We start from the raw sequence: 25,457 nt of genomic DNA on the forward strand, positions 1-25,457 counted from the left end.
GTCATCCCCTCCCGAACACCGTTTGGACGTTGCCGCCGCGGACCCGCACGTACTTCCGGATCAGCTGCGCCAACAGCTCGTCCAGCGCATTGCCCGACGACACGACCTCCAACGTCACCGTGCCCCCGCCACTACGCCCCCGATAGCCCGAGGACGACCGCGGCGCGCTCGAGGACGGTGCGCTGGCCGGCGGGGCGTCGACCCATCCGCCGTAGGTGCGCAGCTGGTCCTGCAGGATCTGCGGCAGCGACCCGATCCCGCTCGCGGTCGCCTGCGCCCGCAGCTTCGCGTACCCCTGCTCCGTGAGCATCGGATGCGGGCCCTTCGGCGCCGGGCCATAGAACGACGACGGCACCCAACTGCCGTCCTCCGCCTGGATCAGCCCGCCCGAGGCAAACCCCTTGAACGTGCCCTGCCGGATCGCCTCGAGGATCGGCAGCGTCCGCGGCGTCACGCGGTTCGCAGGCTCGACGTACTCCCCCGTCGACACACCGGCCGGCCCGGTCGCCGACAGTGCGAGGATCGAGTCCGACGTCCCGGTGCCGGGCCCGCTGAGCAGACCGCCGGGGCGGATGTCCATGATGCCGCCGCCCGCGAACTTCCGGAGCGGGGCGTTGCCGACGAACCCGCCTCCGGCGACGGCCCGCCGCGGCCCGGTCAGGGACACGGGGTTGACGCCGGACATCTTCGTCTGCACGTAGACCGTGGCCACGTACCTTCGGTTGACGAACCCCTGAACCTCGTTCTCGGCAGGGCGGGTGTCCGCGCCGACGATGATGTACGCCACGGTGCCGTCGGCGTTCCGCTTGGCCTCGAGCGTCCGGTCGCGCGCGGCCTGGTTGAACGCGTCGATCGTCATGTAGGTGTGCTGGCCGTTGGCGTACTGCACCGCGACCATGATCTTGCCGGTGACGGGGTCTTTGTTGCCGTCCAACGTGATCACGCCGGTTGAGCCGTCGGCGTACTGCACCGTGGTGTTGATCTGGCCCGTGGCCTTGTTCGTGTCGGCGGAGATCGGGACTGCGCCCTTCGTGGCCGCCGCGATGTCCGGCAGCGCGTTGATGGCGTCCTGGGCCTGCTTCGTGTCCGCGGTGATGCGGGTGGTGATCTCCTGCGGCATCAGCCCGTACTTGTCGGCCAGCCCCTGAGCCTCCTGCTTCGTGAGGCCCATTTTCTCGGCGATCGACACGAATCGGTCCCGCTGGGTCGCCAGCCCGTCGTTGACCTTTTTGACCGCCTGGTCGAACGGCATGCCCTTGCGGACCATCTCGTCGATCGACCCGCCAGCCTTCGCGAACGAGGACTGCAGCCCGGTCGCGAGGTCCTGCAGCTGCGACCCGTTCGCCGTGAACGTGTTCACCGAACCGTCGGCGTTGAGCAGCGCCTTGCCGAACCCGTCGGCCTTGTCGATGCCCTTCTTGAGGTTCTGCTCCATCGTGCGCAGCGCGTCGTTGCCGCTCTGAATGGACTCCTCGAAGGATGCGTTGCGGCCCTCGAGGATGTTGAGCACGTCGACCAGCGCCGAGAGCCGCTCTTCGCTACCAGATGCCGCGTCTCGCAGGCCCTCCGTTGCGGCCTCGAGGGCGTTCATCGGCTTCACGCCGCCCTGCGCCGCGATCCCGTAGGCCTCGTTCGACTTGGCGGCATTCGCGAACTCGCCACTGCTGCTGTCGATGATGTCCGCGAGCTGCTTCGCGGCGAACCCGGTGTCGTCCATGGCCAGCATCAGGCCGCCGGCTCCGGTGCGGAGCCGGTTGACCGGGCCGAGGTAGTCGTCGAGCTTCGCCAGGTGCGAGTGCTCGTCCACCGTCTGCCGCAGCTGCGTGCTCAGCTTCTTGGCCGCATCGGTGTTGCCGAGGTAGCCGTCGGTCAGCAGCTGCACGCCCTGGGGGCCGGCGAGCTTCTGGGTGTCGGCGAGGAGGTTGCGGGTGCCGTCGTGCAGCACGAAGTTCTGCAGCTTGTCGGCGGCCTTCGCGCGCACCGACTCGGTGATCGCGCCCTTCGATTCGCGTAGGGCCGCGGCGAGGTCCCGCTCACGGGCGGCCTGGGCCGAGGCGTCGGCTGCCGCGTCCTGGTGCTGCTGGCCGAGGATCATCAGCCCGGTTGCCAGCCCGGCCACCGCCAGCGTCGTCGGGGAGATCGCCGCCGCGCCGAGCGCACCGACCGCTGTGCCAGCCTTGGCCGCGAACTTGTCGATGCCGGACAGTTCGTTGCCCGCGGCCTTGACCTTGTCCTTGATGCCGGTGAACTGGGCGCCCAGGTCGAGGCCGAATTTGTTCCCGATCATCGCTGCGGCCGTCATCGCGCCGCCGAACTGGCCGACGCCCTCGGGCAGCGCGTTGAGGATCGTGAGCACGCCGTGCAGCGTCGCGATCGTGCCGCCGGCGGCCGAGCCGAATCCGGTGAAGAAGCCGATAGCTGCCGAGCCGTGGGAGGTCAGGTCCAGGAGCGCGCCCGTGGTTTGGTCGAGGACGACGTGCAGCTGCATAAGCGGCCCGGAGCTGCCGTTCGCGAGGTTTGCGAACAGCGTCCCGGCTCGGGCCTCGACCATCCGCAGTGTGCCCGCGAAAATCGTCATACCCTGGCCGGCGCCCGCGCTGCCCTGCGAGGCGTTCGCGAAGAACTCGCTGAGGCCCTTGCCGGCCTCGCCGGACAGGACACGCACGCCGAGCAGCGCGGGATGGCTCGCCTTGAGCCCGGTGACGAGTCCGGGCATCGCGCCCTCGGCGAGGTCCGTGACCGCGCCGGTGAGGGTCTCGACCTCGGGGACGGTCGCCCGGAACGCCGACTGCGCCAGCGGCCGCAGCCGGTCCCACGAGACCTGCAGCTGGCCGGCCGCCCCGGCGAGCGGCCCGGCCATGACGCCGGCCATCTTCTCGCTGTCGGCGATCACGTTGTTCGACAGGTCGTTGAACGCGCCTTGGACCTTTTCGTTGTTGCGGAGGATCAGCGCGGACACGCCGACCACCGCGGCGCCCGGCAGAGCCAGGGCGGTAGCCGCGCCCACGGCACCGATCGCCGCGGCCGCGGGCAGCCCGACCGAGAGGCCGCTGAACAGCTTGACGTCGAACACCTTGTTCGCCCGCGACGCCACCCGGGACATCTCGCCGTCGACGGCCTGGCCGCCGCGGCGCGCGCCGCCCTTGACGCCCTCCTCGATGCCGTGCCCGGCCGCGTCGCCGATCTGCTCGCCGACCGCGGCGATCTTCGCCTGCGCGCTGTTGAGCTCCCGCTCGATGGCGCTCGTGGCCTTGGTGGTGCCGCGCTTGCTGGCGGCGATCAGCTTGTCCCCGAACGCGTCGCCGGAGTCCTTCCCCACCTTCTCCGCTACGGGAACGACGTCGGGGCCCAGCTGGCCGGAGAAACTGCCCGAGAAGGACTTCGCGGCCTCCTGGCCAGCCTTCTGCGCGGCGGCGATCGACGTCTTCGTGAGCTTGCCGGAGAAGCTGCCCTCGAATTCATCGGCCGCATCGCTGCCGGCCTTCCTGACCTTCTCGCGGGTGGTCTTCGCGAACTCGTCGCCCGCAGCCGCGCCGGCCTTTCTCGCCTTCGCTGTCTGGGCCTGCTGGAATTTCCTGCCGTCGGGGTCTTCCCAGTGGACGCGGATGCGGACGTCGTTTCCCACCTAGCTCGCCTCCTCCCTGTACGCGTACGTTTCAAGCTCGAGCACTTCGATCAACCGGTCGTCGGCGTCGAGCACCGCGGTAGGCAGCACGTGGAACCGTTCGGCCTGCCGCAGCACCCAGTCGTTGAACTTCAGGCGGTGAGGCTTTGCATCGACAGCGAGCTTTCGAGCTCCCTCATCGCCTCGTCGCTCGGCGGTGCGGACGAGCTCTCGCCACTCGTCGACGGCTGCTCTAAAGGGGCCGGTGGGCGCCCCGCGTCCACCCAGGCGTTGAGCATCGCGTTGACGACGTTGTCCTGCGTGCCGAGCAGCGCCTCGACGGTGAACGGCAAGGTCTTGCCCTCGTCGTCTTCGAGGTTCCACTCGACCAGGGCGCGCACGAACACTTCCAGCTGTTCGCGCCATCCGACGGCTTTGTCGAAGTCGGCGCGGATCTGGATCGACCCGTGGCGGATGCGAACCACCAGGCCTTCGAATTGGGGGTCCTCGAATTCGAGCCGGTAGACCGTTGGGTTGGCGTTGAAGCCCATCGCGTTGTCCTTTCTGGACTCAGGCCCAGGTCGGGACGGCGCCGTCGGCGAGCATGAACGGCGCGTCCCAGGTCAGTTCGCCGGAGGCCGAGCGCTTGAGGCTGTAGCCGGTGAGGACGCACTCGTTCGCGAGGGACACGCCGCCCACGCCGAGCGAGATCGTGCGGTTGACGCTCGTCGAGGGAACGGTCTTGAGGACGTCGTGCGACTTGGTCGCGGCCGCGTTGAACACGCCGGTCGCCGTGCCCGTGAAGTCGGCGAGCAGCAGCAGCTCCTCCTTGGCCGACTTGTCCAGACCGGTGACGTCCTGTGTGGCGCGCGGCGTGTCAAAGTCCAGGTTGGTGGTGTCGTTGCGGATGTCCCGGGCCGTGCCGCCGGAGTCGTCGACACTGAAGGTGGTCCACCCGAGACCGGACTGCTTCGCCATTGTGGTGCTCCTATCCGTTGATCAGCCGCGCGACGCGGTCCTGGTTGGTGCAGAAATCGTCGACCCACGCATCGGGCCCGGAGTGCAGAACGGGGTCGGATCCCGTGCTGTGCACGAGATACAGCTCGGGACGCTGGATCGGCATGTAGTGGCCGTGCCGCGGCCGGCCGTCGTGCCGGACGACGTTGAAGCACTCTTGCCCGGGGGCGTACATGAACACCGTGAGCCCGGCCTCGTTGCGGGTCTCGCGGTGCCGGCGTTCCCTGTCGGCGCGCAGGTGCGCGGCCTGCGCCTGGCCGAGGTCAGTGGATTCGTCGACGATGACGGTGAATCCCTCGCGGTACCGGCTGCAATCGGACTCGGCGCAGCTCGCGACCCGGTAGTGCGTGTCCAGCGGCGCCGCGATCCGGTAGCGGGAGCGTCCCGCGATTCCTTGCAGTGGCATAGCCGGTTCTCCCGTCTAGAAGGTGGTCGCGACGTCGTTGCGGATGGCGGCGACGGCGAAGACTGCGTTGGTGAACACACCGGTCGTCGTGACCCGCAGGTACCGCTCGACCGTCTGGTTGCTCGCGGTCGCGATGCGCTGCGACGTGATGCCCGTGGCCGCGGTGAACCCGCCGCCGACGACGTCCGTCCAGGCGTCGCCGACGCCGTTGTCGCTGGACTCCTGGATTTTGACCGTGATCGAGGTTCCGGTGACGGAGAACACGTGCAGGTAGAACTGAGCGCCGAACGTCGACGGACCGGTTCCGGACGACCCGAGTCCCATGTCGACGCCGGTGCCGCTCGTGCCCGCGGTGTCGGTGCGCTTCCCGGCCGTGAGGCCTACGCCCCATTCGAGGCCGTATCCGTTGGCGAGCGCGGAAATGTCGAACGTGAACTCGCCCGACGATGCGCGCTTCCCGGCGTAGCCGAGCTGCTTCGAGATCAGGCTCGCGACCGGGCCGCCGAGGGCCGTACCGCGGCAGTAGCTCACGAGCTGGTCGGCGGTCGGCAGCGCCGAGAGCACCTTGTGCGCGGCGTCGCGGGCACCGCCGCCGGCGATCGTCTCGGGGTTGAAGAACGCCGTGTAGTCGATGCCGCCGTCGCGCACACCGAGGATCCGTTCCTTGGCGGACTTGTCGATCCCGGTGGTGTCGATCTCGGCCTGCGTACCCTCGACCTTGCCGAGCTGCTGCGTATCCCCGGACAGGTCGTAGCCCGAGATGAACAGGGCGTCGCCGAGCCCACTTGCCTTTGCCACGTCAGGCCTCCTGGTCCCACACGTCGTTGAGGATGATCGGGACGACGACGTCCATCGCCCGGTATTGCTGGCCGCCCTTGGTGATGTAGCCCGACCGGGCCGACAGCGGGACGCCATGCGCGCCGAGCAGGTCGACGAACCGGGCGTTGCCGTCGACCTCGAAGTCCGCGTGCACCGAACCCATGAAGGCTCCGGCGGCTTGGACGATGCGGGGGTCGATGCCGTCCTGCGGGTCGCCGTGCATGTCGGTGGTGATCCGGACGCGCACGGCGAGCCTGACCGAGGTCGCGGCCATCCCGGACGAGGCAGGGTCGATGGTGTCGGTGAACACCTCGGCGTGCACGCCCTGCCCGGGCGCGTCGATGATCTCGTGCCCGTTGACCTTCTCGAACAGTCCGCTCGCCTGGGCGTGCGACATGAGCGCGTTCTGGTAGATGGCGTAGTCGATTCCGGGCGCGGTCATGCGTTCAGCCTTTCCACGCAACGGTCGACGATCGGCACGAGCAGATTCGGCACCTTGGCGTCGAGGGTTTGCGCGGCACGGCGGAACGACGCATAGCCCTTGAACCGTGTGGTCCTGTTCCGGGATCCGGTGCCCTCAAGCCACGGGCCGTAGATGATCCCGCGGTCGTGCACGATCTGGTCGTCGCCTGACCGCTCCGACGTGATTTGCGTTTCGTAGTACGGGGTCGGGTGCCGGATCGAGGTGTCGAGGTTCAGGTGGACGTCGGCGAGGCCTTGGCCGCCGACGCGGTCGAGGGCTTCGTCTTCCATGGCCTGGCGCGCCGTGTGGTTGCGGTCATCGAAGAACGGCCCGGAGATGATCACGTCGGCCACGTCACACCGCCCTGGTCCGGGCTTTGCGCCCGTGCTCGGTGTAGACGCGGTCCCGGAGGTCGTCGATCGTCAGCGTCACCGAGCGGGCCGACTCGCCCGAGCGGGTCTGCGTGGCGTAGCCGGCCTGCTCGCAGCCGAGGGTCACGAGCGCCTCGGCGACGGCGAGGTTCTCGACCAGGGCGGGCGGAACCCACCGCAGGATCGGCGCCGCGGCGTCGTGGGTGGCCGTGGTCGTTCCGAGCACGCCGCGCTCGACGATCAGCGTCCGCGGCGCGTACACGGTGGACCCGGTGTGCGTGGCGAGGACGGTCCCGTCCCATGCGCGTTTCACGATGAGGTCGTTGCCGGCCACGTCGATGATGAGCATGCGTTCGGCGTCGAGCAGCACGATCTCGCCGGGCGTGTACGCCGTGCCGTCGGTGACGGTGACCGTGGTGGCGTTGGCCTGTGCGGCGAGCGTGTTCTGCACGGTCTGGCCGGTGCTGAGCATGCGCTTGTCGGTGACGGCCATCCGCTCGTCGTCGATCCGGAGCAGGGAGCCGACCCCGAGCACGCTCGAGTCGGTCACCGTGACCGCCGTCGCCGAGGAGTCGAGCGGGGCCACCAGGGCGCCGGAGACGGACTCGTCGACCGGGGCGCCCGCGTAGACCCCGGTGATCGCGACGGCCTGCTGGTGGGTGTCGCCGGAGGACAGTGCGCTCGAGCTGGCCAGGCTGATCTCGACCCGCGTGTACGGGGGGCCGCTGTTGGGGTAGAGCAGGACGTCGGCGGTCGGGATGGTCACGCCGCCGGCGGTCATCGCCTCGAGGGAGGCGAGCTCGTTCGCGTCGAGGCGCACGACGTAGGAGCGGGCGCGCTGGCGGGACGGCCAGTCGAACCGGAGGGTCTTGCGGTCGGGGTAGAACGTGCGATGGGTGAGGCCGCGGATCGAGGTGGTGGCAGCGTAGAGCGCCTGGTCGACCTGTGCGTCGTTGCGCACGGTCTGCGCGCTGTCGAGCGCGCGCTTGACGCGTTCCCGCGTCGCGTAGGCGATGGCTGCCATTCCTGGTCCCTTGCTGTCTTGGCCGTGCCGGCCGGTGGCCGACAGGGATTGGCGGTGTATTCAGTTGTCCGGGTGGGGCTCAGACGAACGCGGCGTTCTCCTTCCACCCGTCGAACCGGCAGAAGAGGTCGCCGTCCAGGCCCTCGACGAGCGGTTCGCCGTCGTGGGGGCAGGCGAGCCGCGGGCGCTCGCGCTCGTCGGCGGCGAGCTGCGCGGCCTCGCGGTAGATGTCCAGGAGCCCGTACCAAGATCCGGTCTTGGCGGACTGCGTGATGACGGTCGGGGCGTGTGCGTGGCCGGTCCCGCTCGCCCGGCCGGCGTGGGCGTCGGCGGTGTCGTCGGCAGCCGAGGCGGTGGGCTGCCGGGCGGTGCCGGTGCCGGCTGCGTGCCCGGCGTGCGCGGTGACCGCGGCCGCTGGGCTGTAGGCGGCGCCGGCGGCCGCGGCCCGCCCGGCGGCGACGGCTCCCGTGAGGACGGTCGCGTCAGCGGCAGCGCCGGTGCCGGTGGCTTGCCCGGCGCCTGCGGCGGTGGCCGGGGTGGGTGCGTTGGCCGCGCCGGTGCCCGCCGGGATCCCGGCGGCCGCGGCGACGCTGCCGGCCGGGCCGGAGCTCGCGCCGGGCCCCGCGGCGGCGCCTGCGCGGCCGCCGAGCGTGGGGGTTGGTGCGGCCGCGGAGCCGGCCCCGATTCCGGCTCCTGCGGCCGCGGACACGGCAGCACTCGGACTGCTGGCCGTGCCTGTCCCTGTGGCCTGCCCCGCCGCGGCGGAGACCTTCGCGGCGGGTGCTGAGGCCGCGCCGGTGCCGGCTGCGTGTCCGGCGTTGGCGCTGGTGCCCGCGGTGACGTCGGCCGCGGCGAAGTCGTCGTAGCGCACGGTCGAGCTGGCGGCGCAGCGCATGCCGGTGTTCTTGCCGGTGACGATGCCGGTGTCGGTCACCGAGGCGCGTTCGACGCCGTTGACGTAGGCCTTGATCGTGGAGCCGACGGCCTGGATCTTCGCGACGTCGCCGTTGCTGGCCGCCACGGCATAGGTGGCCAGGGAGGTGAACGAGCCGGAGACGTTGCGGAACAGGTCCCACGACGTGCCGTCGTTGCGCCAGAGGTAGCCGTTGCCGAATACGCTGTCGCCGCGGCACCAGACGCCGCAGGAAACGGCCGCGGCGACGGCGATGGTGGCCTGCGCGGAGTTGTCGTCGGTGGCCATCGCGGTGCCGCAGGTGATGATGCCGGTTCCGCCGGTCGCCGGGGCGGCGAGCCGGTTCGAGCTGATCGACCAGTCCTCGGCGACCTCGACCCACCCGTTGCCCACCGTGGAGGAGTCGGCCCGGTTGAAATCGTCGGTGAAGCTCGTCATGGCCGATCACCTCCCTTCCGAAGTGGACAGACCGCAGTGGCGCTAGAGGGTGAGCGAGAGAATCCCGGATGCGTTCCACACCACGGTGAAAGTCCCGGCGGTGACGGCCTGCGCGCCGCCGAAGCTGTGGTAGCTGATGCCCTGGTCCGCGACCGGGGTGGTGAGCGTGTCGTCGTACACGAGGCAGCCGCGCACGTCGGACAGCGTCGCGGCGGAGCCGTTCGCGACGTCGGCTGCGTCGAGCGTGTACACGTTCGACGAGAACTGCGAGGTGACCGACGCGAGCGCCAGGCCGCCGGCCGACCAGCCGCCGTTGGTCACCTCGTTGCCGGTCGTCCAGACGCCGGTGTTGTAGCCGGTGCTGCCTGCGGCCGCGGTCTGGCTCGGGGTGGTGGTGTCGTTGAACAGTGCCGCCTTCAGGCTGTCCGAGTTCAGGTCGAACGACGCCGTCCGGTTCAGCGCGTCCGTCACGAACGCCGGGAAGATCTTGCTGTTGGTGCCGAAGGTCATCGCGGGCTCCTAGTACGCGGCGAGGCTGGCGCGGGCGGTCGGGGCGAAGACGGTCACGTCCTGCCCCTCGTCCCGGACGGTCGTGACGTTCATGACGGGGCGGCCCTCGTGCAGCTGCACGAGCTCGTCGCCGATGTAGTCCTCCCGCTCGCGCAGCCGGTGCTCGGCGCGCACGCCGGCAGGCACCATCGGCGCGATCAGTCCGCGCAGCCCGGTGCACTGGTGCATCTCGGTGTGCGGCCGGGCTTCGCGGGTGACGGCCGTGGCGTCGCAGCTGGGGCAGGCCCAGCGGCGTTCCGGCGGCGCGAGCAGGGGGACGTTCATCAGACGCTCGTGGCCGTACCCGAGCCGGCGGCGTGGCCGGCGTTCGCGGTCGTGCTGCTCGAGCTGTCGGCGCTGCTGCTGTCGGAGGTCGCAGCCTCGGCCTCGGCCTTGGCGGCGTCGGCCTCGACCAGACGGGCGACGAGCTCGTCCTTGAGTCCGGCGGTGGGCAGCTTGCGGCGGCCGAGCAGACCCTTGAGCTCCGGCACGGTCAGCTCGTTGTACTTCGCGGCGGGGTCCTCGTCCTCGCTGCCGTCGCTCTTCGCGTCGTCGTCCTTGCCGCCGGCGCCGTCGGTCGCGGGCGACTCGTCACCGGTCGCGTCCGCGCCGTCGTCCGTGGCGTCCTCCGTGGCGTCCTCGGTGACGGCCTCCTCGGTCGTCTCCTGCGGCTGCTCGGTCTCCTCGGCCGCGTTCGACGGCCCGCCCTCGCGAGTGATCTTCGGCATGTTCGGCTTCTCCTCGAATTCCGTCCCGTGACACCGAGGGCAGCTCGTCAGCTTCAGCCGGTACGCCGTCCCGCATCCCTTGCATGCCCACGGCCCCACGGGCGCCTCCCGGTGATTCGTTGAACCGCAATGCGGACACCTGGGAGCGCCGACGCTGTACGCGGTCGTGCAGTCCTCGCAGTACCAAAGCACCTGACGTTCCCCTTCTCTGTCCTTTGTGGAAGCCCGGACGCACCCCCGTCGAGCCGGATCCCTTGTGCGTCTCCCGTTGGTGCGTCCGGACGTCTGTTCGTGCTGCTACGCCGCGACGAGCGTCGCGCCGTCCTCGAGCGGCACCCACGTGCAGATCCACGTGATGCCGCCGTCGGCGCCGGTGGCGGTGACCTGCTGGATCACACCCGGGGCGACGACGACCGTCTGCGCGGCGCCGAGGTAGTCCGCCGACACCTTGGAGATCGACCCGAGCGGAACGGCCCCGATGCCCACGACCGGCGCCGCGGTCGGCGCACCGGAGATGGTGATCAGGTCACCAGCCGGGGTGTCGGTGGTGCCGAGGTCCGTCGCGGCGCACAGGTCGACGCTCGTGCCGAGCGTCGGGTTGGCCTGCAGCTTGATCGTGTTCGCGACCGTGATCGAGGTCGTCACCTTGCCGACGATTGCCGTGACGGCGACGAGGCCACCGGCGATGACGAACAGGTCCTTGGTCTCGACCGCCAGCGGGCTGTAGGCCTTCGAGACCGGCTTGCCGAGCACCGAGTTGGTGAACGACGCGTAGGGGTTGAGAACGCTCATGCTCTCGTCTGTCCTTTCCGGACCGGTCCGTCAGGCCGACAGCGCGGCGAGGTTGGCGGGCTTGCGCTGCACGACGAGGTCGTGAACGATCGCCTGCACCAGGCCGGCGGCACCGGCGCTGCACTTGATGTAGGTCTTGTCGTCCGGCAGCGCCTTCGGGTCGACGTGAATCGCGACCGCGCCGGAGGCGATCGTCACGGCGTTCGACGCGGCCTGCGTGGACTCGGCCCACGCCGCCGTGCCGTTGGTGGCCGAGTTGGTCACCTTGCGCGTGATGATGTTGCCCGGCGAGCCGTACGACCCGGCGAAGCTGTCGGCGACCGTCAAGGTGAACGTGTCGTTCCCGGTGCAGATGAACGTAATGCCGCTGCAGTTCTTGAGGCTGATCGCGACACCGGCGGCGATGGGGACGACGTTGAACTTGAAGCCCAGGCCTTCCATTGTGGAGCCTTCCTCGTAGGGGGTGAGTGCTACTTCGGAGCGAGGGCCCGGCGGGGGTTGAGTGCCGCCGGGCCCCGGCCACGTCTAGACGCGGGGCGGCCAGGCCCACACGTTCTGGCGGTTCGGGTCCCACTCGGCCGGCGGTTCGTCGACGAGGACGCACGACGTGCGCCACTCCGGCGACTCCGACGAGTCGGCGAGAACACGGACGTTGACCGTGGTCTCGTTGAACACCCGGACGATGACGGCAGGCGCCAGGTGCGAGCCGTTGTTCCGCACCGGCGCCATCGGCACCAGCACGAGACGGCCGAGGCTGGGCACCTGCTTGCTCATCGCGCCTGCAGCTTCACGAACGGCGACAGGGTGGCGCCGTTGTTCTTCGGCGTGATCGCGGACTCCAGCCACGGCCGACCGTCCACACGGGACACAATGCGGTACGCGGTCTGGTCGTTCGCGAACTTGTAGTGCGGGCTCGACAGCGCCGACATCACCTGCCGGTCGCCGATGAGGTAGAAGCCGAAGTCGACGAAGTTGATGTCGCCGAGGTCGCCGACCGGGGAGGCCTTCTCCGTGAAGATGACCGGCCGGCCGAGGATCGTCATCGGCGGGCCCTCGACACCGTTGTTGAGCCAGATCGCCGAGCCGCCGGTCCCGACGGACAGCGCCATCGTGGCCAGCTCCGGGAACGTGTCGATCGAGGCGACCCACACCGCCCGGCCGAGCGAGCTCGGCAGCATCCGGGCGTACATTTTGACGATGTTCTCCCAGACGATCGTGTCGGCGGTCTGCGCGCCTTCCTTGGCCACGGTGACCGCGGCGTTGGCGTTGAACACGCCGAGCGGCTCGCCGACGCCGGAGCCGTTGAGGAACGCGTCGTCCTCGTAGAACCCGAGCGCCTCCGGGAAGATCTGGTCGAGGAACGCCTGGAACGAGCCGACGCTGTCGGAGATCAGCTCGTTCGGGACTTCCGTGTAGGCCGTCAGCTTCTTGGCGTCCAGCACGATCCGGCCGAACGACGCGGCCGACTGGGTGAGGGTCGCGCCTTCCTCGGTCCAGTAGCCGACGATGCCGCCGTACACACTGGACACGTTGGACGTCGAGTCGATGGCCGGGAACGGAACCCGCAGCGTCTCCATGGGGATGACGCGGGCCCGCGGCCGCACGATGCTCGTCTCGAGCGAGACGCGCAGCAGTTCGCTGCGGAGGGTCTCCGGGATGAGGAACCCGCCCTCGGACGGGACGGTCGAGGAGAACGCGTTGCGGACCTTCGAGAGCTTGGCCTGCAGGTCCGCGGTGCGGTTGCTGTTGTGCCAGATCGTGCGGAAGTAGTCCGCCGAACCCTCGAAGTCCTTGTCGAGCACGGCGCCCATGGCGCGCGGGTTGTACAGGTTGTCCGCCGCGCGGGCACCGCCGCGCTGAACGACTGCGCGCGGGGAGAGGTTCGGCCGGTCGATGCCCGGCGCGCCCTCGAACTCGTCGTTGCGCAGCATGTCGTGCAGGACCGCGTTCACCTGGTCGCGCACCTGGGTGGCGATGGAGAGGTCGCGGTTGTGGATGCTGCGCGCGTAGTTCGTGATGAACTGCCCGAACAGGTTCTTGTCCGCGAAGATCTTCTGCATCTTCGAGGAGTCGCCGAGGCACTCCTCGAGCGCCGCGTGCGAGTCCGGGATGGTGATGGTGTCGCCGTCGGCCGGCGCCGGTGCGGCCCGGTTGAACACCTTGCCGACGTCGCGCGGGTCGATGCCCGCACGCTCGAGCATCGCGAGCTGCATGCGCGACTGCTCGATCGCGCGGCGCCCCCGGACGGTGCTGGGACCCTTCATAGTTGTGCCTCCCTGAGGGCGTTGACGAACAGGCTTCGGTCGATGGCGGGGAAATCCGGCTCGGCGACCGCCGGGCCGGGGATCGTGGGCACCGGCGGCGGGGCCGATGCGTTGTTGGCCGCGAGCTGCATCGCGCCGCGGAACAGCCCGGCGAACACCGCCTGCGGGTCCGGTTCGGACGGTTCCTCGGCGACCGGGGCCGGCGTGGGCGGCTCCGGTGGCGGCTCGGGCCGCAGCGGTTCCGGGACGGCGGGCGCGTCCTCGGCGATGAGGTCCATCGCGCCGCGCAGCACGAGCGCCCACGGGTCCTCGGCGATCTCGGGCTCCGGTTCGCGCGGGGGCACGGCCGGCTCGGACGAGACGGCGGCGGGCCGGTTGAGGGCGGGTTCGGCAGGCGCGTCCCCGGCTACTCCCGCCATGACGTCGCGGAAGTAGCCCGGGTCAAAACCCGGCATCGGGTCCAGGGAGGCCGCGAAGGCGCCGCGCAGCAGCTCGGGGTCGAACTCGACGACGGGCGGCATCACCGGCGGTGGCGGCGGCGCGGGCTCGGGCTCCGGCTCGACGACGGTCGGCGGCTCGGTGACCGGCGCCTCGGGCTCGGCCGGTTCGTCGGCGGGCTCGTCCTCGACCGGCTCCGGCTCGGGCAGCTGGGGCGCGGCCGGGACCGCGGGCGGCTCGGCCAGCGCAGCCGGAGCAACCGGCGCGGTGGCGGCCGGGCGGGCCGTCGACGCGGCGCGGGCCCGGGTGTCCTGTCCGTCGCTTGCGGGCTCGTACACCTGGTCGGCCAGGCCCGCACCGACGGCGTCGGCGCCGGACATGTACCAGGTCTCGGCGCGCATCGCCTTGCGCCACGACGCCTTGGTGCCGCCGCAGCGGACCGAGTAGATGTCCGCGATGTTGTCCGAGGACGCCTCGAGCAGCGTCGCCATCTCGGTCATCTCGGCGGCGTTGCCCGCGCAGAACCCGATCGCGTCGTGGATCATCATCGACGCGTTCCGGGCGATGTAGCGGGTTTGGCCGGCCATCGCGATGAACGAGGCCGCGCTCGCGGCGAGCCCGTCGATGTAGACGGTCACGGTGCCCGGGTAGGCGAGCAGCGCGTTGTAAATGGCGATCGCGTCGAACACGTCGCCGCCCGGGCTGTTGATGCGGACGTCGAGGTATTCGACGTCGAGGTACTGCAGGTCCGACACGAACTGCGAGGCGGTCACGCCGAACCACCCGATCTCGTCGTAGATCAGGACCTCGGCGCGGTTCGGGCCGCCGACGTAGTTGGTGATCCGGTACCAGGACTTCCCGGTCGTGACCGCCGGCGTGCCGGCGACCGGCCGGCCCGGGCGCTCCGGAGCAGCCGCCCGCACGGGTGCGGGCGGGGCAACCGCGGGCGCGGTGTTGAAGAACCGGGCCCGGTTGTTGAAGCCGGACCGGTTGACGACCCGGCCGCGGGCATGACGACGGCTCATTTGCGTGCCCCCTTGGTGGTCTTGGGGCGCCACACCCCGGTGACGGTGCCGCGGCAACGCCAGCGGCCGAGACAGTCGACGTAGCCACTCGTCGGGTAGAGGCGGCGCAGCGGCTCGAGGTCGTCGGTGTTGCAGATCCACCGGCCGTGGATCTCGCGGCACGGCCGGCAGGTGTTGCGGTCCATCTGCTCGCTCGCGTAGAGCGCGCCCTGCGGGCCCGCGGCGAAGGTGTCGACGCGAGCGCGGTTCTGCGCGTCGGTGAGCGCCGAGCCGAGCTCGGCCTGCGCACCGGACTGGGACATCTCCTGCAGGAACTTCTCGACGGCGTCGGCCACCGCGTCGGCGTCCGGCTCGGGCCCGGCGACGCGGGCGGCCTCGTGGCCGGCGGCGAGCGCGACGCGGGCGGCCTCGAACTCGACCGCCTGGCGCGCGGCGTCCTCGAGCTCGCTCGCGTCGGGGACGGTGTGCGGGAGGGTGACGCCTTGGTCGGCGCCCTCGTCGACGGCGTGCGTCGCCGCGGTGTCGGCGAGGTCGACCATCGCGTCGGTCAGCGCGGTGACCGCGTCGTCGGTGGTGATCGTGAGCGACAGCAGGCCGGCGAGCTCGCCGCTGGTGATGACGGTGCGGATCTGCTCGACGAGCTCGTGGATCCAGGCGACGAACAGCTCGGCGCCCCACAGGCCGAGCAGCGCGGCGAGCGCGGACTCCCATGCGGCCTGGACCGGGGAGAGGTCGACGGCGTCGACGGTGGCCGGGTCGTAGGCGGGGATGCCGTCGGGAGGGTTCTCGAGCGGCGGCGCGTTGCGGACCTGGTGCTGGTGTCCGGTGTGGACGTGCGCGCGCACCTGGTCGGTGATGTGGTCGGCGAGGCGGACGTTGCCGGTACCGTCGATCTGGATCGTCACCGCGGCCGTGGGCGCCGGCGGGGTCTGCTGGGGCTGCCCGCCCGGGGGCGTCCCGCCGGTCGGGAGCGCGGGGGCGGCCGGGGTGGGCAGGCCCTTCCACACGAGCGCGTCGGGCAGGTCGAGGGCCTCCTTGACGGACTCGCCATCGAACCCGGCCTCGACGTAGAGCTTGGCCGACGTCGCCTTGGACTCGCGAGTCTTGTTCTCGGCTTCCTCGTCCTCGGGGATCGGGCTCTCGTAGTCGAACTCGAAGCCCTGCCCGGAGGTCCCGAACAGCGGCAGGAACTGGCCGTTCCACAGGCCTTTCCACCGGTCCAGGCGCGGGACGAGGATGTTCTCGCCGTGCACGGCCTTGGCTGCCAGGGCGACCGCGCGGTTGACGTCGTCGGCGATGCCGACCGCCGTCTTGGAGATGCCGAACGCGTTCATCAGGACGTCGCGGGAGACGTTGCGCAGTTCGGCGAACTGCATGTCACGCATCGTGAAGGTGCGGTTGACCCACTTGCCCTGTTCGATGATCGCGACGCGGTGGGCGTTGGCGACGCCCTTGTGCTGGTCGTCCCAGCGGTCGGACATCTCGTCGAACTCGTCGTCCGAGAGCCGCTTGTCGACCTCGATGATCCCGCCGGGCTCGGCCGAGTTCTTGAAGAAATTCCGGTTCCACTCGGCGGAATAGCGCGACGAGTCGAGGTCGGTGAGCACTGACTGCACCGGGCCCATCCCGCGGAACGGGTCGAGCGGGTTCGGCATCCGTTGCCGCACAACCTCTTTCAGGCTGTAGTGCTGCTCGCGGCCGTTCGGGTCGGTGTAGATGTACTCCGAGATGAACTGGTCGTCGTCGGGCACCGGCGCCATGAAGTCCGGGCGCACCGGCCACAGCTCGAGCGGGAGCGCGAAGTTGCCGGCATAGGCGACAATCGCCCACTGCTCGCCGGTGAGCTCGACGTGCTGCTGCGACGCCTCGAAGAACTCCTGCCGCGACATGAACTTGTTCGGCTGGTTGAACACCGTGAGGGCCGGGTGGTCGGTGACCTCGACCCGGTCTTCCTTGAGGCCCGACGGGGCCTTGCGGTAGAGGTGCCACTCGGTGCGTGCGATCGCCGTGGAGATCGCGGTGACGATCGCGAAGAGGATCCCGACCGACCCCATGGCGGCCATCTGCGCCTCGGCGCCGGTGGGCTGCTTCCACGGGATCTTGACCCGGCCGTTGCTGGCGTAGGCCGGGGCTTTGTTGAGGATCGAACCGAGGAGGCTACGCATCGTCGGCCAGCCATTCGGCGACGAACGCGAGGACGCCGGTAACGGCCAGGCCGAGGGTGATGTTGATCGGGGTGGCGGCGATCGTGAAGGCGCTGCCGGCGAGGCAGCCGAGACCGCCGGTCTGCAGTGTGCCGCGCATGACGGAACGGCGGCGGGGCCGCAGCCATTTCCCGATCTTGGTCAGCACGCCGCCAAGATAGCTGCACATCTGCACAGATAGACAGATATGAATACGGCACGTGGCGCGCACTCCGCACGACACGACACGTCAGCGGCACTACGACCTGCAGGCCGCGCCGCAAAGTTCACTCACCAAAGGGACAGGCCCGACAGGCCGGAAACGGCGCGCAACACCCGTCCGCCTGCTAGCGTCCCGCCAGCGCCGTAGAGCAGTTGGTAGCTCAGCAGGCTCATAACCTGCAGGTCGCCGGTTCGAATCCGGTCGGCGCCACCAGCCCGGAAACGCCCGGCCAGCCCCCACCACGTGGGCCGGCCGGGCTCTCTCCAGGGCCGGAGAGACGCCAGAATCGCACAAGATCCACCGGCGCCGCGGTCAGGCCTCCTCGCGCTGCCGGCGCCTCCGGCCACCGTTCCCGCCGAGCTGCCGCACCCGCGGCCGCGCGCCGAGGTCAACCTCCGCCACGACGTACCGCATCGTGTCGCAGCCGTCGTCGTCCTCCTTCAGCGGCTGCTCGCCCTTCTTCTTGCCCGCACCGAGATCCCAGATATATCCCGGAACTTCCTCCGCCAGGCACGTCGGCTTGGCCGCGTCGACGAGCGCCTGGTCCCGCTCAACCAGGCTGTCGCGCAGCACGAACAACCGCGGCTTCCCGTCGTGACCGGCCGGCCGCATTCGCGCCGCCGTCGCCTGAATCCCGTCGCTGACGGTCTTCTTGGCCGGGACCGTCGACATGCCGAGGTGGCGCTCGAGCGTGGCACGGTCCTCGGCGTCGTGGTCGCAGATGATCGCCCGCGGCTTCGGCTCCGTCCACGTGCCGTCCGCCTTGCGCACCTGCGCGAGGATCGTCTTCGCGTGGTCCTCGACCAGGCGCCCGGTCATCTGGATCTCGCGATAGAGGTAGAGCCGCCCCTCCGGGTCCTCGGCCCAGAACTGGCAGACGAACGGGTGCACGTACCCGAAGTCGATCGACCACCAGCGGGTCCAGGTGTCGGGGATCTTGAAGCGGTCGAGCAGGTTCCCCGCGTGCCACTGCTCGTAGATGATGCCCTCAGCAGATACCCACAACCCGTTGCGCAGCCGCAGTTTCCGGACGCCGGTGAGGGCGTCGAGCTTCGCGATGTACGACTTGCCCTTCGGGGTCATGGTCCCGTCTTCGTTGAAGTAGACGGGGTTCTCCTCGTGCGTGGAGTTGTACATCCGGGTCGTGCCGGAGTCGCAGCGCTGCTTGAGCCAATGCGTTGCGGTGTCAGGGTTTGTGTCCGCGATGAGCTGCTGGAAGCTGACTTTTCCGTTGCGCAGCCGGGTGGTGCACGCCTCCCAGTCGGTTTTCGTGAGCTCGATCGCTTCCTGCACGTAGATCACGTCGTACTCCGACGACATGATCTTCGTCGGCTTGTCCATACCACCGACGTTGAGGACGGAACCGTTGCCGTAGTGGTAGCCCGCGGATTCCTGCTGCGACCCGCCGTACCACTGCACGTGGCCGGCGGCGATCGCTTCCTTGGCCACGTGCTCGCGGTAGGTGACGAGCCCGGTCGAGGTCATCGACACCTGCGTCTTGCGGACCATCAGCCCGCGCATGCCGTCGTTAAGCGTCGCCATCAGGTGCAGCTTTTCCAGGCACGCGCGCGACTTCCCGGTGCCGGCCGGGCCCGACAGCAGCACCTCGTCGCTGCGGTCGTGCATGAGCTCGAGCGCCGTCCCCCGCGGGGTGTAGGAGTGCTCGAGCTCGACGACCGGCGCAGTCATCGCCGGGTCTTCGGCGGCGGGATGTGCGCGGTCGCGCGGGCGATCTGCTCGCCGAACGCCCGCATCGCGGTGCGGCCGATCGTCATCGGCGGCAGCAACCTGCTGGCGGGCCCGCCTGGTCCGCAGGCCTGCGAGATGGTGACGCTGTGAAACCACGGCGCGACGCCGTCGGGCGCCGGGCCGCGGTCGCGTGGCGTTCCGTTCATGGTCGAATTCTCGCCCACCATCGACGCCACGGCTTGGGACGCGTGTCCGGCGTGGCGGGACAGACGTCCACATGCACCTCGAGCCCACGGCCGCCGTACGTCGCATCGAGACGCGGGCCGACCGACGCGACGATCGCGGCGAGCTCGCTCGCGGTGACCGGCCGATCGACCGAGATGATCCCGCCGGGCTGCCGGCCGCTCGGGGACGGCGCGATCCAGCACGAGCCGTCGCTGCCGTGGTGCCACCCGTCGTGGCCGGTGTCGCGGGTGCAGCACACCGGCGGCCCGTCGCCGACCAGGAACGGCCGCGGGTGCCCGCACGTCTTCGGCAGCACCACGACCCGCGAGACCCCGGGCCGCGCGTGTACGGCTCGCCAGCGGTCGCCGAACTCGGCCAGGTCCCGCGAGGAGATGCGCCGGCCGAGCCGCAGCCCACCGGCCGCCCGGTGCAGGCCGAGCGCGCGGGCAGTCCCCCGCCGGATCGGAACCCGGCGAGGGACTGCCCTGCGTTCCACGCTCACGAGGCCGCCCACGCGGCCTCGTACGCGTCGATCAGCCACTCGTCCGCGCGCACCCGGTTCGGCTTGTACGGCAGCTCCGACGTCCCGATCAGGGTCTCGATCCGGGCCTCGAGGTCGGCCGCGGCGTCGATCGCTTCCTGCTGGGTGTGCTTGCCCTGCCGCAGGTCCCGGATCCACGTGCGCCACGGCTCCGGCATCGGCAGCGTGATCCGCCCGGTCTCGAGCAGCTCGACGCCCTGCACGCCGAGGCGCACCATGTGCCCGGCGAACTTCGTGTCGAACCCGTACTGCTCGACCAGCGCCGGCCGGGACACGCGCTTGGCGACGGTGCCCTCGACCATGCGGGTGCGCTGCGACCGCAGGTAGCCGACGAACCGGTGCCCGGCCGACCGCGAGATGATCCACTCCGGGTGCGCCCGCAGGTGCCGCCCGAGCTCGGTCTCCGAGACGACCTCGTCGTCCGATACGAACAGCGGCACCAGCACCGACGGGTTCCCGTCGAGGGCGAGCCGGAGCCACTTCCGCAGCGAGTACACGACGAGGTCGAGGTCGCCCGGCTGCGACGGGGCGTTGTCGTCGCCGGTCCGCTCGGCCGCGGTCCGGTACATGTACTGGTCGAACCGGCGCATGCCGATCACGTACTCGCGCGGCTCGACGCACATCCCCATCTCGTCGCGGTCGTCGGTGCCGGCGATCGCGAGCCCGTGCACGCCGGACCCGACCTGTGTGCGCAGGATGGTGTGCTTCTCGGCGATGGCCGCGGCCTCCGGGCCTCCGTGTGCCATGCCGGTCACCCCGCGCGGCGACGGCGGACGAGGACGACCAGGCCGATGCCGAGGAGCAGCAGCAGCGCGCCGCCGCCGACGAGCAGGGCGGGCTCGACGCTCGCGCCGGTCGAGGCGAGCGACTGCTGCCGGACGTCGGTCACGACCGGGACGTCGGTCGGCGCGGCCGAGGTGTGCGTCGGGCCGGTGAGGACCTCGCAGGCGACGCCGTCGCCGTCGGAGTCCAGCCCGACCCGGTACCCGGGGCTAGCGCTGAACAGCGGCGCCTTACCGGCCGCCCGGACCTCGGCGCAGTCCTCGTAGTAGACCTCGGCCGGCTTGTCGGGGGTCGTGGTCGGCGGCGTGCTGGTCGGCGGGACGGTCGTGGTCGGCGGGGTCTCGACGCTCTTCGCGAAGGTGTACGTGTCGTCGGCGACCGTCAGGGACCTGAGGACGCCGTCGCCCTTGACGCCGGAGCCGAGCGAGAACCCGACCGCGGTCACCTTCGCACCGGGCAGCCCGGCGGACCACTGCGCGAGCGTGGCCGAGTGCGCCGAGCCGCCGCCGCTGGTCTGGTAGGTGATCGTCAGGGCGTCGCAGCCGAAGGTCGCGCAGTAGCCGTCGGACATCCACCACTGATCGCCGTACACGGACTCGCCGACCAGGATGCCGGTCTTGCCGCCCGCGGTGACGACCAGCTGCACGCCGGGGGGCGGGGTGCTGCCGGTCCAGGACACTGACCCGGCGTCGACGTCGTCGAGGTCGAGGTCCGCGGGGTAGTAGAGCGCGACCTTGGCCTGGCTGGTGGCGTCGTCGGTCCAGACGTGCAGCCCGCCGGGGGTGAACTCGTAGTGGCCGGCGGTGCGGACGTCGTTGAGGGCCGCGACGGTGGCGGTGTTCTCGGTGATGGTCTGCGCGGCGTGGGCCGGGGCGGTGCCGGTGAGCAGCGCCAGCAGCAGCGCTCCGGCGAGGACGGCGAATCTCTTCACGGTGGTCACTTTCTTGATGTTGAAGGGGAAAGGGGTGGGAGGCGACCGGGAACACTGCGAGCCTTTCGGTACGCGCCCAACCAGCCCGGCGCGCTATTCCCGGTTCTTCTGTGGCTGTCCGCGCCTCCCGGCCTGGCAGTCGGTCAGAACGGCCAGGTGGCGCTGTGCGCGGCCTCGAGCAGCGGGATGAGCCCGAAGGCCTTGTCGGTCAGGCCGCCGAAGGTGTGCCGGTTCCGGTTGCCGGACGGGCCGTGGCCGTGCTGGTACCCGGCGAGGTTCCAGGTGTAGAGCGGCGTGTTGGCCGGGACGACGTCGGACGGGTTGCCGCCGTAGGCGACCTGCTCGTCGGTCAGGATGATCACGCGGTCGTGGTAGCCGGGCCGGAGGTGCCGCTGCACCGCGGCCGCGGTCGCCGTGCCACCCATGTTGTGGGCGAAGTGCGTCCGGACGGCGTGCAGCACGGCCTCGTCGGGGCCGAGCTTGACCGGGCGCGAGTCGTTGCCGTACCGGATGAGGTCGGCGTGCTCGGCGCGCTTGGCCAGCGCCACGCCGAAGATCGCCGCGGTCTCCCACCGCTGCAGCTCGGACTTCCCCGACACGCGGTCCCACATCGAGGAGGACAGGTCGACCAAGATCAGCGACCAGCCGGGCAGCTGCGGGACGTTCGCCAGTGAGTGGCCGAGCGCCTGCTCGAGCGGCCACGCCCACCGCAGCGAGCCCTCGACCGCCTTGTACGCGGACAGGAACCGCATCGGCAGCTGCCGCGAGTTGCGGACTTCCTCGACCCTGCTGAGGATGTTCGCGACCCGCTCCGCCACGTCGTCGGGGACGCCGGCCTGGTCCAGGTTCCTGAGGTTACGGAGCGTCGCCATGTAGCCCATCGACGGCAGCAGCGCCGACCAGAGGCGCGCCTTGTCGACCTTCGGCCCGGCGAGGGACAGCGCGGCCTCCCACGTCATGCCGGCCGCGCGGAGGTTCTTCTCGTCGAGCAGCCGGTCCGGAAACTCGCCGACGATGCTGCGCAGCCACGCGTTCGTGCGCAGCACGTTGAGCTCGAACGGGATCGACTCGGCGTGGCCGTGGCGGACGTCGAGCAGGTACTTGAACAACACGCCCTGACGGCGGCCGTCGCCGCTCGTCGGGTCCGAGTCCGGCTTCGGCGACGGGTGGGTGAGCTCGAGGACGTCGGCCATGCGGAAGCCGCGGGCGTCGCTGTCCCACTTGAGGACGGCGCGCTCGGTGTATAGGCGGCGGACGGCGTCGGCGACTCCGCGCTTGATCGGCTTGGGGATCGCGCGGCCGTAGACCGCGGTCCAGTACGCGAGGAGCTCGCCGGGCTCGTCGGCGCGCTGCAGCACGGACGCGACGACCTGGCGCGCGGTGGGCTGCGCTTCGCTCTCGATGTGGCCTGTGGCGAGGCGGGCCCGCGCGTACTCGGCCGCGCCGACGAGGGCCGCGGTGCGCATGTTCGCCTCGGTGCGCAGCCACGTGAGGAACCGGGCCGTCCACTGCGGGTCCTCGGCGGTGACGCGGCGGACCAGCTCGGCGTAGCGCAGGTCGCGGTTCTCGGCGGACTCGTAGAAGGTCCGCTCGCCGACCATGTTGGTGACGGCCAGGAGGAACAGCTCGGACCGGGCGTCGCGGGCGTGGCCGGCGCCGCCCTGGTGGTTGATGGCCGTCGGGGTGGTCTCGGTGATGATCGGCGAGGATGTCGCCGGGCGGACGGTGGTGGTGTTGAACTTCGCCATTCTCAACCCTCTGTCGAGGGGAGGCGCGACGTGTGTGCAGGCCCGAGATCAGGAGATCGGTGGCGGTGTCAACGCGACCATTGCTCTGCCATCTGAGCTACCTCCCGGCCCGCGCCGGAAGAACGGGACTCGAACCCGTGACCCACGGTTTGAAAGGAAGTATCCGTCACCTTCGCACCGGGCCGTTACACACGTTGTGCCTCCCGAGTTCTACTGCTCGTCGCGCGGCTGTTGCTCGTCGGGATGCGGGTCCGGATGGGGGTGAGGCCCGCGCATTCGAGGAACGAGGCTGCGCATTACGCACCGGGAGGTGCAGCTTGGCGGCTTCCCGAGATCGACCCCAGGGGGAGCGAGGTGTGGAGGACACAGCGTTTGGCGGGCTCGATCCCGCCCGTTCCCCACCGAGGGGGGAGGGAGTGGGGAACGCTATTCCGAAGTAGCTGTAGCCATTCGCACCGGGAAGTCCATGAAGTTGTGGGCGGGGCGGTTCGTCCGGCCGAGCCGCCGACTTGTGGTCGGCAACCCGAAGGGCTCGGCCGGACGGACCCTTTCCCCTTGCAGTGCATGCCCGAGGTCGAGATCGACGGCGGTGACAGAGCGTGCTAGCCGTTACACTAAAGATCCACTCGTGTGAATCCCCGGAGTCGAACCGGTCTGCCTCATTAACAGTGAGAAGTAACCGCTTGTCTTCGCACCGGGCATACTTTGTTATTTTGTTGTGGGCTCGTGAAGCTGGTTGGCCCGAGTTCAAGATCGGTGACGGAAACGTACGTGCTCTGCCGATTGAGCTACCGCACACTCTCATGTGCAGACGGGATTCGAACCCGCAACCCCGCGATCCAGAATCGAAGTAGCCGTTACCTACGCACCGGGCGCAATGTGAAGTTGGGGCACTTCCGAGATCTTCGATTGCCCGCGGAATAGTTTCGTGGAGGGAAGTATCCGAGGGACTTCGCACCGGTTGTGCGAACACAAGCTAACACGGCTGACACCGGGTTGTCACGCGGGTTGGGAATTCGGTGTGTCGCGTTCCCGATTCCCGATCTTCAATTTGTGAGTTTATGTTCGTTTATTCTTCGGTCAAGATCAAATACGGAGGAGGCACTCAGTCGCGTACCCCACCACGAAACCCATCTGAATAGCCAACTCCGACGCCTCGCCATAGCTGCCGGCCTCGACCCGCACCAGCACATAGTGGTCGACGAGCACGCCCGACTCGGACCACAGGACATCGCGCGCTGCGCCCGACGGCTTGGTGCGCAAGCCGTCGTGCGTCGTCACGCCGACGTCGAACTCCCAGACGCTCACGCGTGCCCGCGGCGCTCGCGCTCGAGCCGCCACAACTCGGCGCGGCGCGCCTTCCACCGGACCTTCTCGTCGGCGATCGCGCGCGCGAGCGGGCCCGGCACCTCCTCGACGACGTAGTCCTCCCGCGGCCGGTGCAGCGCATGCTCGAGCGCCCAGTCTTTCTCGACCGCGTCCTCGGCCCAGTAGGGCTCCGGGTTGGTGGCCATCGTGGCGCGCAGCTCGTCGCGGATGGCGATCCGCCAGACGGTCGACTCGTCGGTCACGGGCGCTGCTCCAGGCTCGCCCGGCCGCCGTGTTCGCGGTCTTCGGCCAGGGCCTCGTCCCACGTCTTCACGAACTGGAAGTAGACCGCGCGCGCATCGTCGGCGAGCACGCGCTCGAGGATCCGCTCGGTGCGCTGCGTCACCCGCTCGACCGCGTCGTCCACGAAGAACTTAATGACCTCTTCGGGCGTGGCGTCCCACGCGACAATGGTGTCGGTGTAGGTCGAGAAGATCGCCAGCTTGCCGTCAGGCTGCTTGATCACCTGGTAGGTCATGATCCCCTCCGTCCAAGATCATCTCTGCCGACCTCGCTCAAGATCAACCCCGATCAAGATCATCCGGCTCGGCCGGCGTCCAGCGACCCTCGTACTCCTGCAGGCGCCGCCGGCGCTGATCCCGGTGCTCCGTCTCGAACTTGTCGATGGTCTCGTGAACCTCGCGCATGAAGTCCGCGGGCACGTACTCACGCGCGACGTGCTCGGTGATCTCGCGGACGGCCTGCAGCGCGACCTCCTCGAGGGCGGGGGTGCCGCGCGGCGTGTGCATGAGCTCGCGCGAGACGAGGCGCGTGTACGTGTACGCGCCCGGCTTGCCGTCGAGGGTGCGGATGGTCACGGTGATCTCGGTGGCGTCGGTGCGTCGCAGGGCGTCGCGTTCCGTCGTTTCAAGATCGACTCGGGTCACTTCTTTCAAGATCGACTCGGGTCACTTC

29 protein-coding genes and 1 tRNA gene are annotated in these 25,457 nt (G+C 70.0%); 1 reads left to right on the forward strand and 29 read right to left on the reverse strand.

All coding sequences use genetic code 11. The features are described 5' to 3' along the window. Position 1 precedes the first annotated feature (1 nt). The 19 genes from ACYVLJ_RS31150 to ACYVLJ_RS31240 form a co-directional block, all read right to left on the reverse strand. A complete protein-coding gene (locus ACYVLJ_RS31150; protein ID WP_460441353.1) occupies positions 2–3,625 on the reverse strand; it encodes a hypothetical protein in 3,624 nt (1,207 codons plus the stop codon). 131 nt (positions 3,626–3,756) lie between these two features. Beyond that, complete coding sequence (locus tag ACYVLJ_RS31155) at positions 3,757–4,155, reverse strand: hypothetical protein (RefSeq protein ID WP_460441354.1); 399 nt, start codon at positions 4,153–4,155, stop codon at positions 3,757–3,759. Positions 4,156–4,174: 19 nt separating this feature from the next. Next, positions 4,175–4,582, reverse strand: coding sequence for a hypothetical protein (locus tag ACYVLJ_RS31160; protein ID WP_460441355.1), 408 nt, complete (start codon positions 4,580–4,582; stop codon positions 4,175–4,177). 10 nt (positions 4,583–4,592) lie between these two features. Further along, positions 4,593–5,027, reverse strand: a complete 435-nt coding sequence (locus ACYVLJ_RS31165) for a hypothetical protein (protein ID WP_460441356.1) — start codon at positions 5,025–5,027, stop codon at positions 4,593–4,595. A gap of 15 nt (positions 5,028–5,042) precedes the next feature. Then, positions 5,043–5,825, reverse strand: coding sequence for a hypothetical protein (locus tag ACYVLJ_RS31170; RefSeq protein ID WP_460441357.1), 783 nt, complete (start codon positions 5,823–5,825; stop codon positions 5,043–5,045). 1 nt (position 5,826) lies between these two features. Then, positions 5,827–6,288, reverse strand: a complete 462-nt coding sequence (locus tag ACYVLJ_RS31175) for a hypothetical protein (RefSeq protein ID WP_460441358.1) — start codon at positions 6,286–6,288, stop codon at positions 5,827–5,829. After that, the gene (locus tag ACYVLJ_RS31180) at positions 6,285–6,662 is read right to left on the reverse strand and encodes a hypothetical protein (protein WP_460441359.1); all 378 of its coding nucleotides are present in this window, start codon (positions 6,660–6,662) and stop codon (positions 6,285–6,287) included. The genes ACYVLJ_RS31175 and ACYVLJ_RS31180 overlap by 4 nt, the downstream gene beginning before the upstream one ends. A 1-nt stretch (position 6,663) precedes the next feature. Continuing rightward, positions 6,664–7,704: a hypothetical protein gene (locus ACYVLJ_RS31185; RefSeq protein ID WP_460441360.1), complete on the reverse strand. Its 1,041-nt coding sequence runs from the start codon at positions 7,702–7,704 to the stop codon at positions 6,664–6,666. Between the two features lie 79 nt (positions 7,705–7,783). After that, entirely contained in the window at positions 7,784–9,055 is a 1,272-nt protein-coding gene (locus tag ACYVLJ_RS31190) for a hypothetical protein (RefSeq protein ID WP_460441361.1), read from the reverse strand. Between the two features lie 42 nt (positions 9,056–9,097). Then, on the reverse strand, positions 9,098–9,565 hold the full coding sequence (locus ACYVLJ_RS31195) for a hypothetical protein (RefSeq protein WP_460441362.1): 468 nt from the start codon (positions 9,563–9,565) through the stop codon (positions 9,098–9,100). 9 nt (positions 9,566–9,574) lie between these two features. Further along, positions 9,575–9,889, reverse strand: a complete 315-nt coding sequence (locus ACYVLJ_RS31200; RefSeq protein ID WP_460441363.1) for a hypothetical protein — start codon at positions 9,887–9,889, stop codon at positions 9,575–9,577. Next, positions 9,889–10,332 carry an SAP domain-containing protein gene (locus ACYVLJ_RS31205; RefSeq protein WP_460441364.1) on the reverse strand — a complete coding sequence of 148 codons (444 nt, stop codon included), beginning with the start codon at positions 10,330–10,332 and terminating at the stop codon, positions 9,889–9,891. Before ACYVLJ_RS31205 ends, ACYVLJ_RS31200 begins: the two co-directional genes overlap by 1 nt. A gap of 297 nt (positions 10,333–10,629) precedes the next feature. Then, positions 10,630–11,124 carry a hypothetical protein gene (locus ACYVLJ_RS31210; protein ID WP_460441365.1) on the reverse strand — a complete coding sequence of 165 codons (495 nt, stop codon included), beginning with the start codon at positions 11,122–11,124 and terminating at the stop codon, positions 10,630–10,632. A 30-nt stretch (positions 11,125–11,154) separates the two neighbouring features. After that, positions 11,155–11,565, reverse strand: coding sequence for a hypothetical protein (locus tag ACYVLJ_RS31215; RefSeq protein WP_460441366.1), 411 nt, complete (start codon positions 11,563–11,565; stop codon positions 11,155–11,157). Positions 11,566–11,649: 84 nt separating this feature from the next. Further along, positions 11,650–11,898, reverse strand: coding sequence for a hypothetical protein (locus ACYVLJ_RS31220; RefSeq protein WP_460441367.1), 249 nt, complete (start codon positions 11,896–11,898; stop codon positions 11,650–11,652). After that, entirely contained in the window at positions 11,895–13,388 is a 1,494-nt protein-coding gene (locus tag ACYVLJ_RS31225) for a phage major capsid protein (protein ID WP_460441368.1), read from the reverse strand. Before ACYVLJ_RS31225 ends, ACYVLJ_RS31220 begins: the two co-directional genes overlap by 4 nt. Further along, complete coding sequence (locus tag ACYVLJ_RS31230; RefSeq protein WP_460441369.1) at positions 13,385–14,851, reverse strand: Clp protease ClpP; 1,467 nt, start codon at positions 14,849–14,851, stop codon at positions 13,385–13,387. The genes ACYVLJ_RS31225 and ACYVLJ_RS31230 overlap by 4 nt, the downstream gene beginning before the upstream one ends. Next, a complete protein-coding gene (locus ACYVLJ_RS31235; RefSeq protein WP_460441370.1) occupies positions 14,848–17,016 on the reverse strand; it encodes a phage portal protein in 2,169 nt (722 codons plus the stop codon). Before ACYVLJ_RS31235 ends, ACYVLJ_RS31230 begins: the two co-directional genes overlap by 4 nt. Then, positions 17,009–17,203, reverse strand: a complete 195-nt coding sequence (locus tag ACYVLJ_RS31240) for a hypothetical protein (RefSeq protein WP_460441371.1) — start codon at positions 17,201–17,203, stop codon at positions 17,009–17,011. Before ACYVLJ_RS31240 ends, ACYVLJ_RS31235 begins: the two co-directional genes overlap by 8 nt. A 191-nt stretch (positions 17,204–17,394) precedes the next feature. Between ACYVLJ_RS31240 and ACYVLJ_RS31245 the strand changes: the two genes are divergently transcribed. Beyond that, positions 17,395–17,470, forward strand: a tRNA-Met gene (locus ACYVLJ_RS31245). Between the two features lie 99 nt (positions 17,471–17,569). Here ACYVLJ_RS31245 and ACYVLJ_RS31250 read toward each other — a convergent pair. The 10 genes from ACYVLJ_RS31250 to ACYVLJ_RS31295 form a co-directional block, all read right to left on the reverse strand. Continuing rightward, the gene (locus ACYVLJ_RS31250) at positions 17,570–18,946 is read right to left on the reverse strand and encodes a phage terminase large subunit (RefSeq protein WP_460441372.1); all 1,377 of its coding nucleotides are present in this window, start codon (positions 18,944–18,946) and stop codon (positions 17,570–17,572) included. Then, positions 18,943–19,152, reverse strand: a complete 210-nt coding sequence (locus ACYVLJ_RS31255; RefSeq protein WP_460441373.1) for a hypothetical protein — start codon at positions 19,150–19,152, stop codon at positions 18,943–18,945. The genes ACYVLJ_RS31250 and ACYVLJ_RS31255 overlap by 4 nt, the downstream gene beginning before the upstream one ends. Continuing rightward, the gene (locus ACYVLJ_RS31260) at positions 19,149–19,667 is read right to left on the reverse strand and encodes a hypothetical protein (RefSeq protein WP_460441374.1); all 519 of its coding nucleotides are present in this window, start codon (positions 19,665–19,667) and stop codon (positions 19,149–19,151) included. Before ACYVLJ_RS31260 ends, ACYVLJ_RS31255 begins: the two co-directional genes overlap by 4 nt. Positions 19,668–19,669: 2 nt before the next feature. Further along, positions 19,670–20,458, reverse strand: coding sequence for a nucleotidyltransferase domain-containing protein (locus ACYVLJ_RS31265; RefSeq protein WP_460441375.1), 789 nt, complete (start codon positions 20,456–20,458; stop codon positions 19,670–19,672). A 5-nt stretch (positions 20,459–20,463) separates the two neighbouring features. Further along, complete coding sequence (locus ACYVLJ_RS31270) at positions 20,464–21,426, reverse strand: excalibur calcium-binding domain-containing protein (protein WP_460441376.1); 963 nt, start codon at positions 21,424–21,426, stop codon at positions 20,464–20,466. Between the two features lie 143 nt (positions 21,427–21,569). Further along, entirely contained in the window at positions 21,570–23,174 is a 1,605-nt protein-coding gene (locus ACYVLJ_RS31275) for a TROVE domain-containing protein (protein ID WP_460441377.1), read from the reverse strand. Positions 23,175–24,260: 1,086 nt separating this feature from the next. Then, positions 24,261–24,482, reverse strand: coding sequence for a hypothetical protein (locus tag ACYVLJ_RS31280; RefSeq protein ID WP_460441378.1), 222 nt, complete (start codon positions 24,480–24,482; stop codon positions 24,261–24,263). Beyond that, positions 24,479–24,745, reverse strand: coding sequence for a hypothetical protein (locus ACYVLJ_RS31285; protein ID WP_460441379.1), 267 nt, complete (start codon positions 24,743–24,745; stop codon positions 24,479–24,481). Before ACYVLJ_RS31285 ends, ACYVLJ_RS31280 begins: the two co-directional genes overlap by 4 nt. Beyond that, complete coding sequence (locus tag ACYVLJ_RS31290; protein WP_460441380.1) at positions 24,742–25,020, reverse strand: hypothetical protein; 279 nt, start codon at positions 25,018–25,020, stop codon at positions 24,742–24,744. Before ACYVLJ_RS31290 ends, ACYVLJ_RS31285 begins: the two co-directional genes overlap by 4 nt. A 43-nt stretch (positions 25,021–25,063) precedes the next feature. Continuing rightward, a complete protein-coding gene (locus tag ACYVLJ_RS31295) occupies positions 25,064–25,429 on the reverse strand; it encodes a hypothetical protein (RefSeq protein WP_460441381.1) in 366 nt (121 codons plus the stop codon). Between the last annotated feature and the right edge of the window lie 28 nt (positions 25,430–25,457).

It is taken from the genome of Amycolatopsis stemonae (assembly GCF_054781455.1).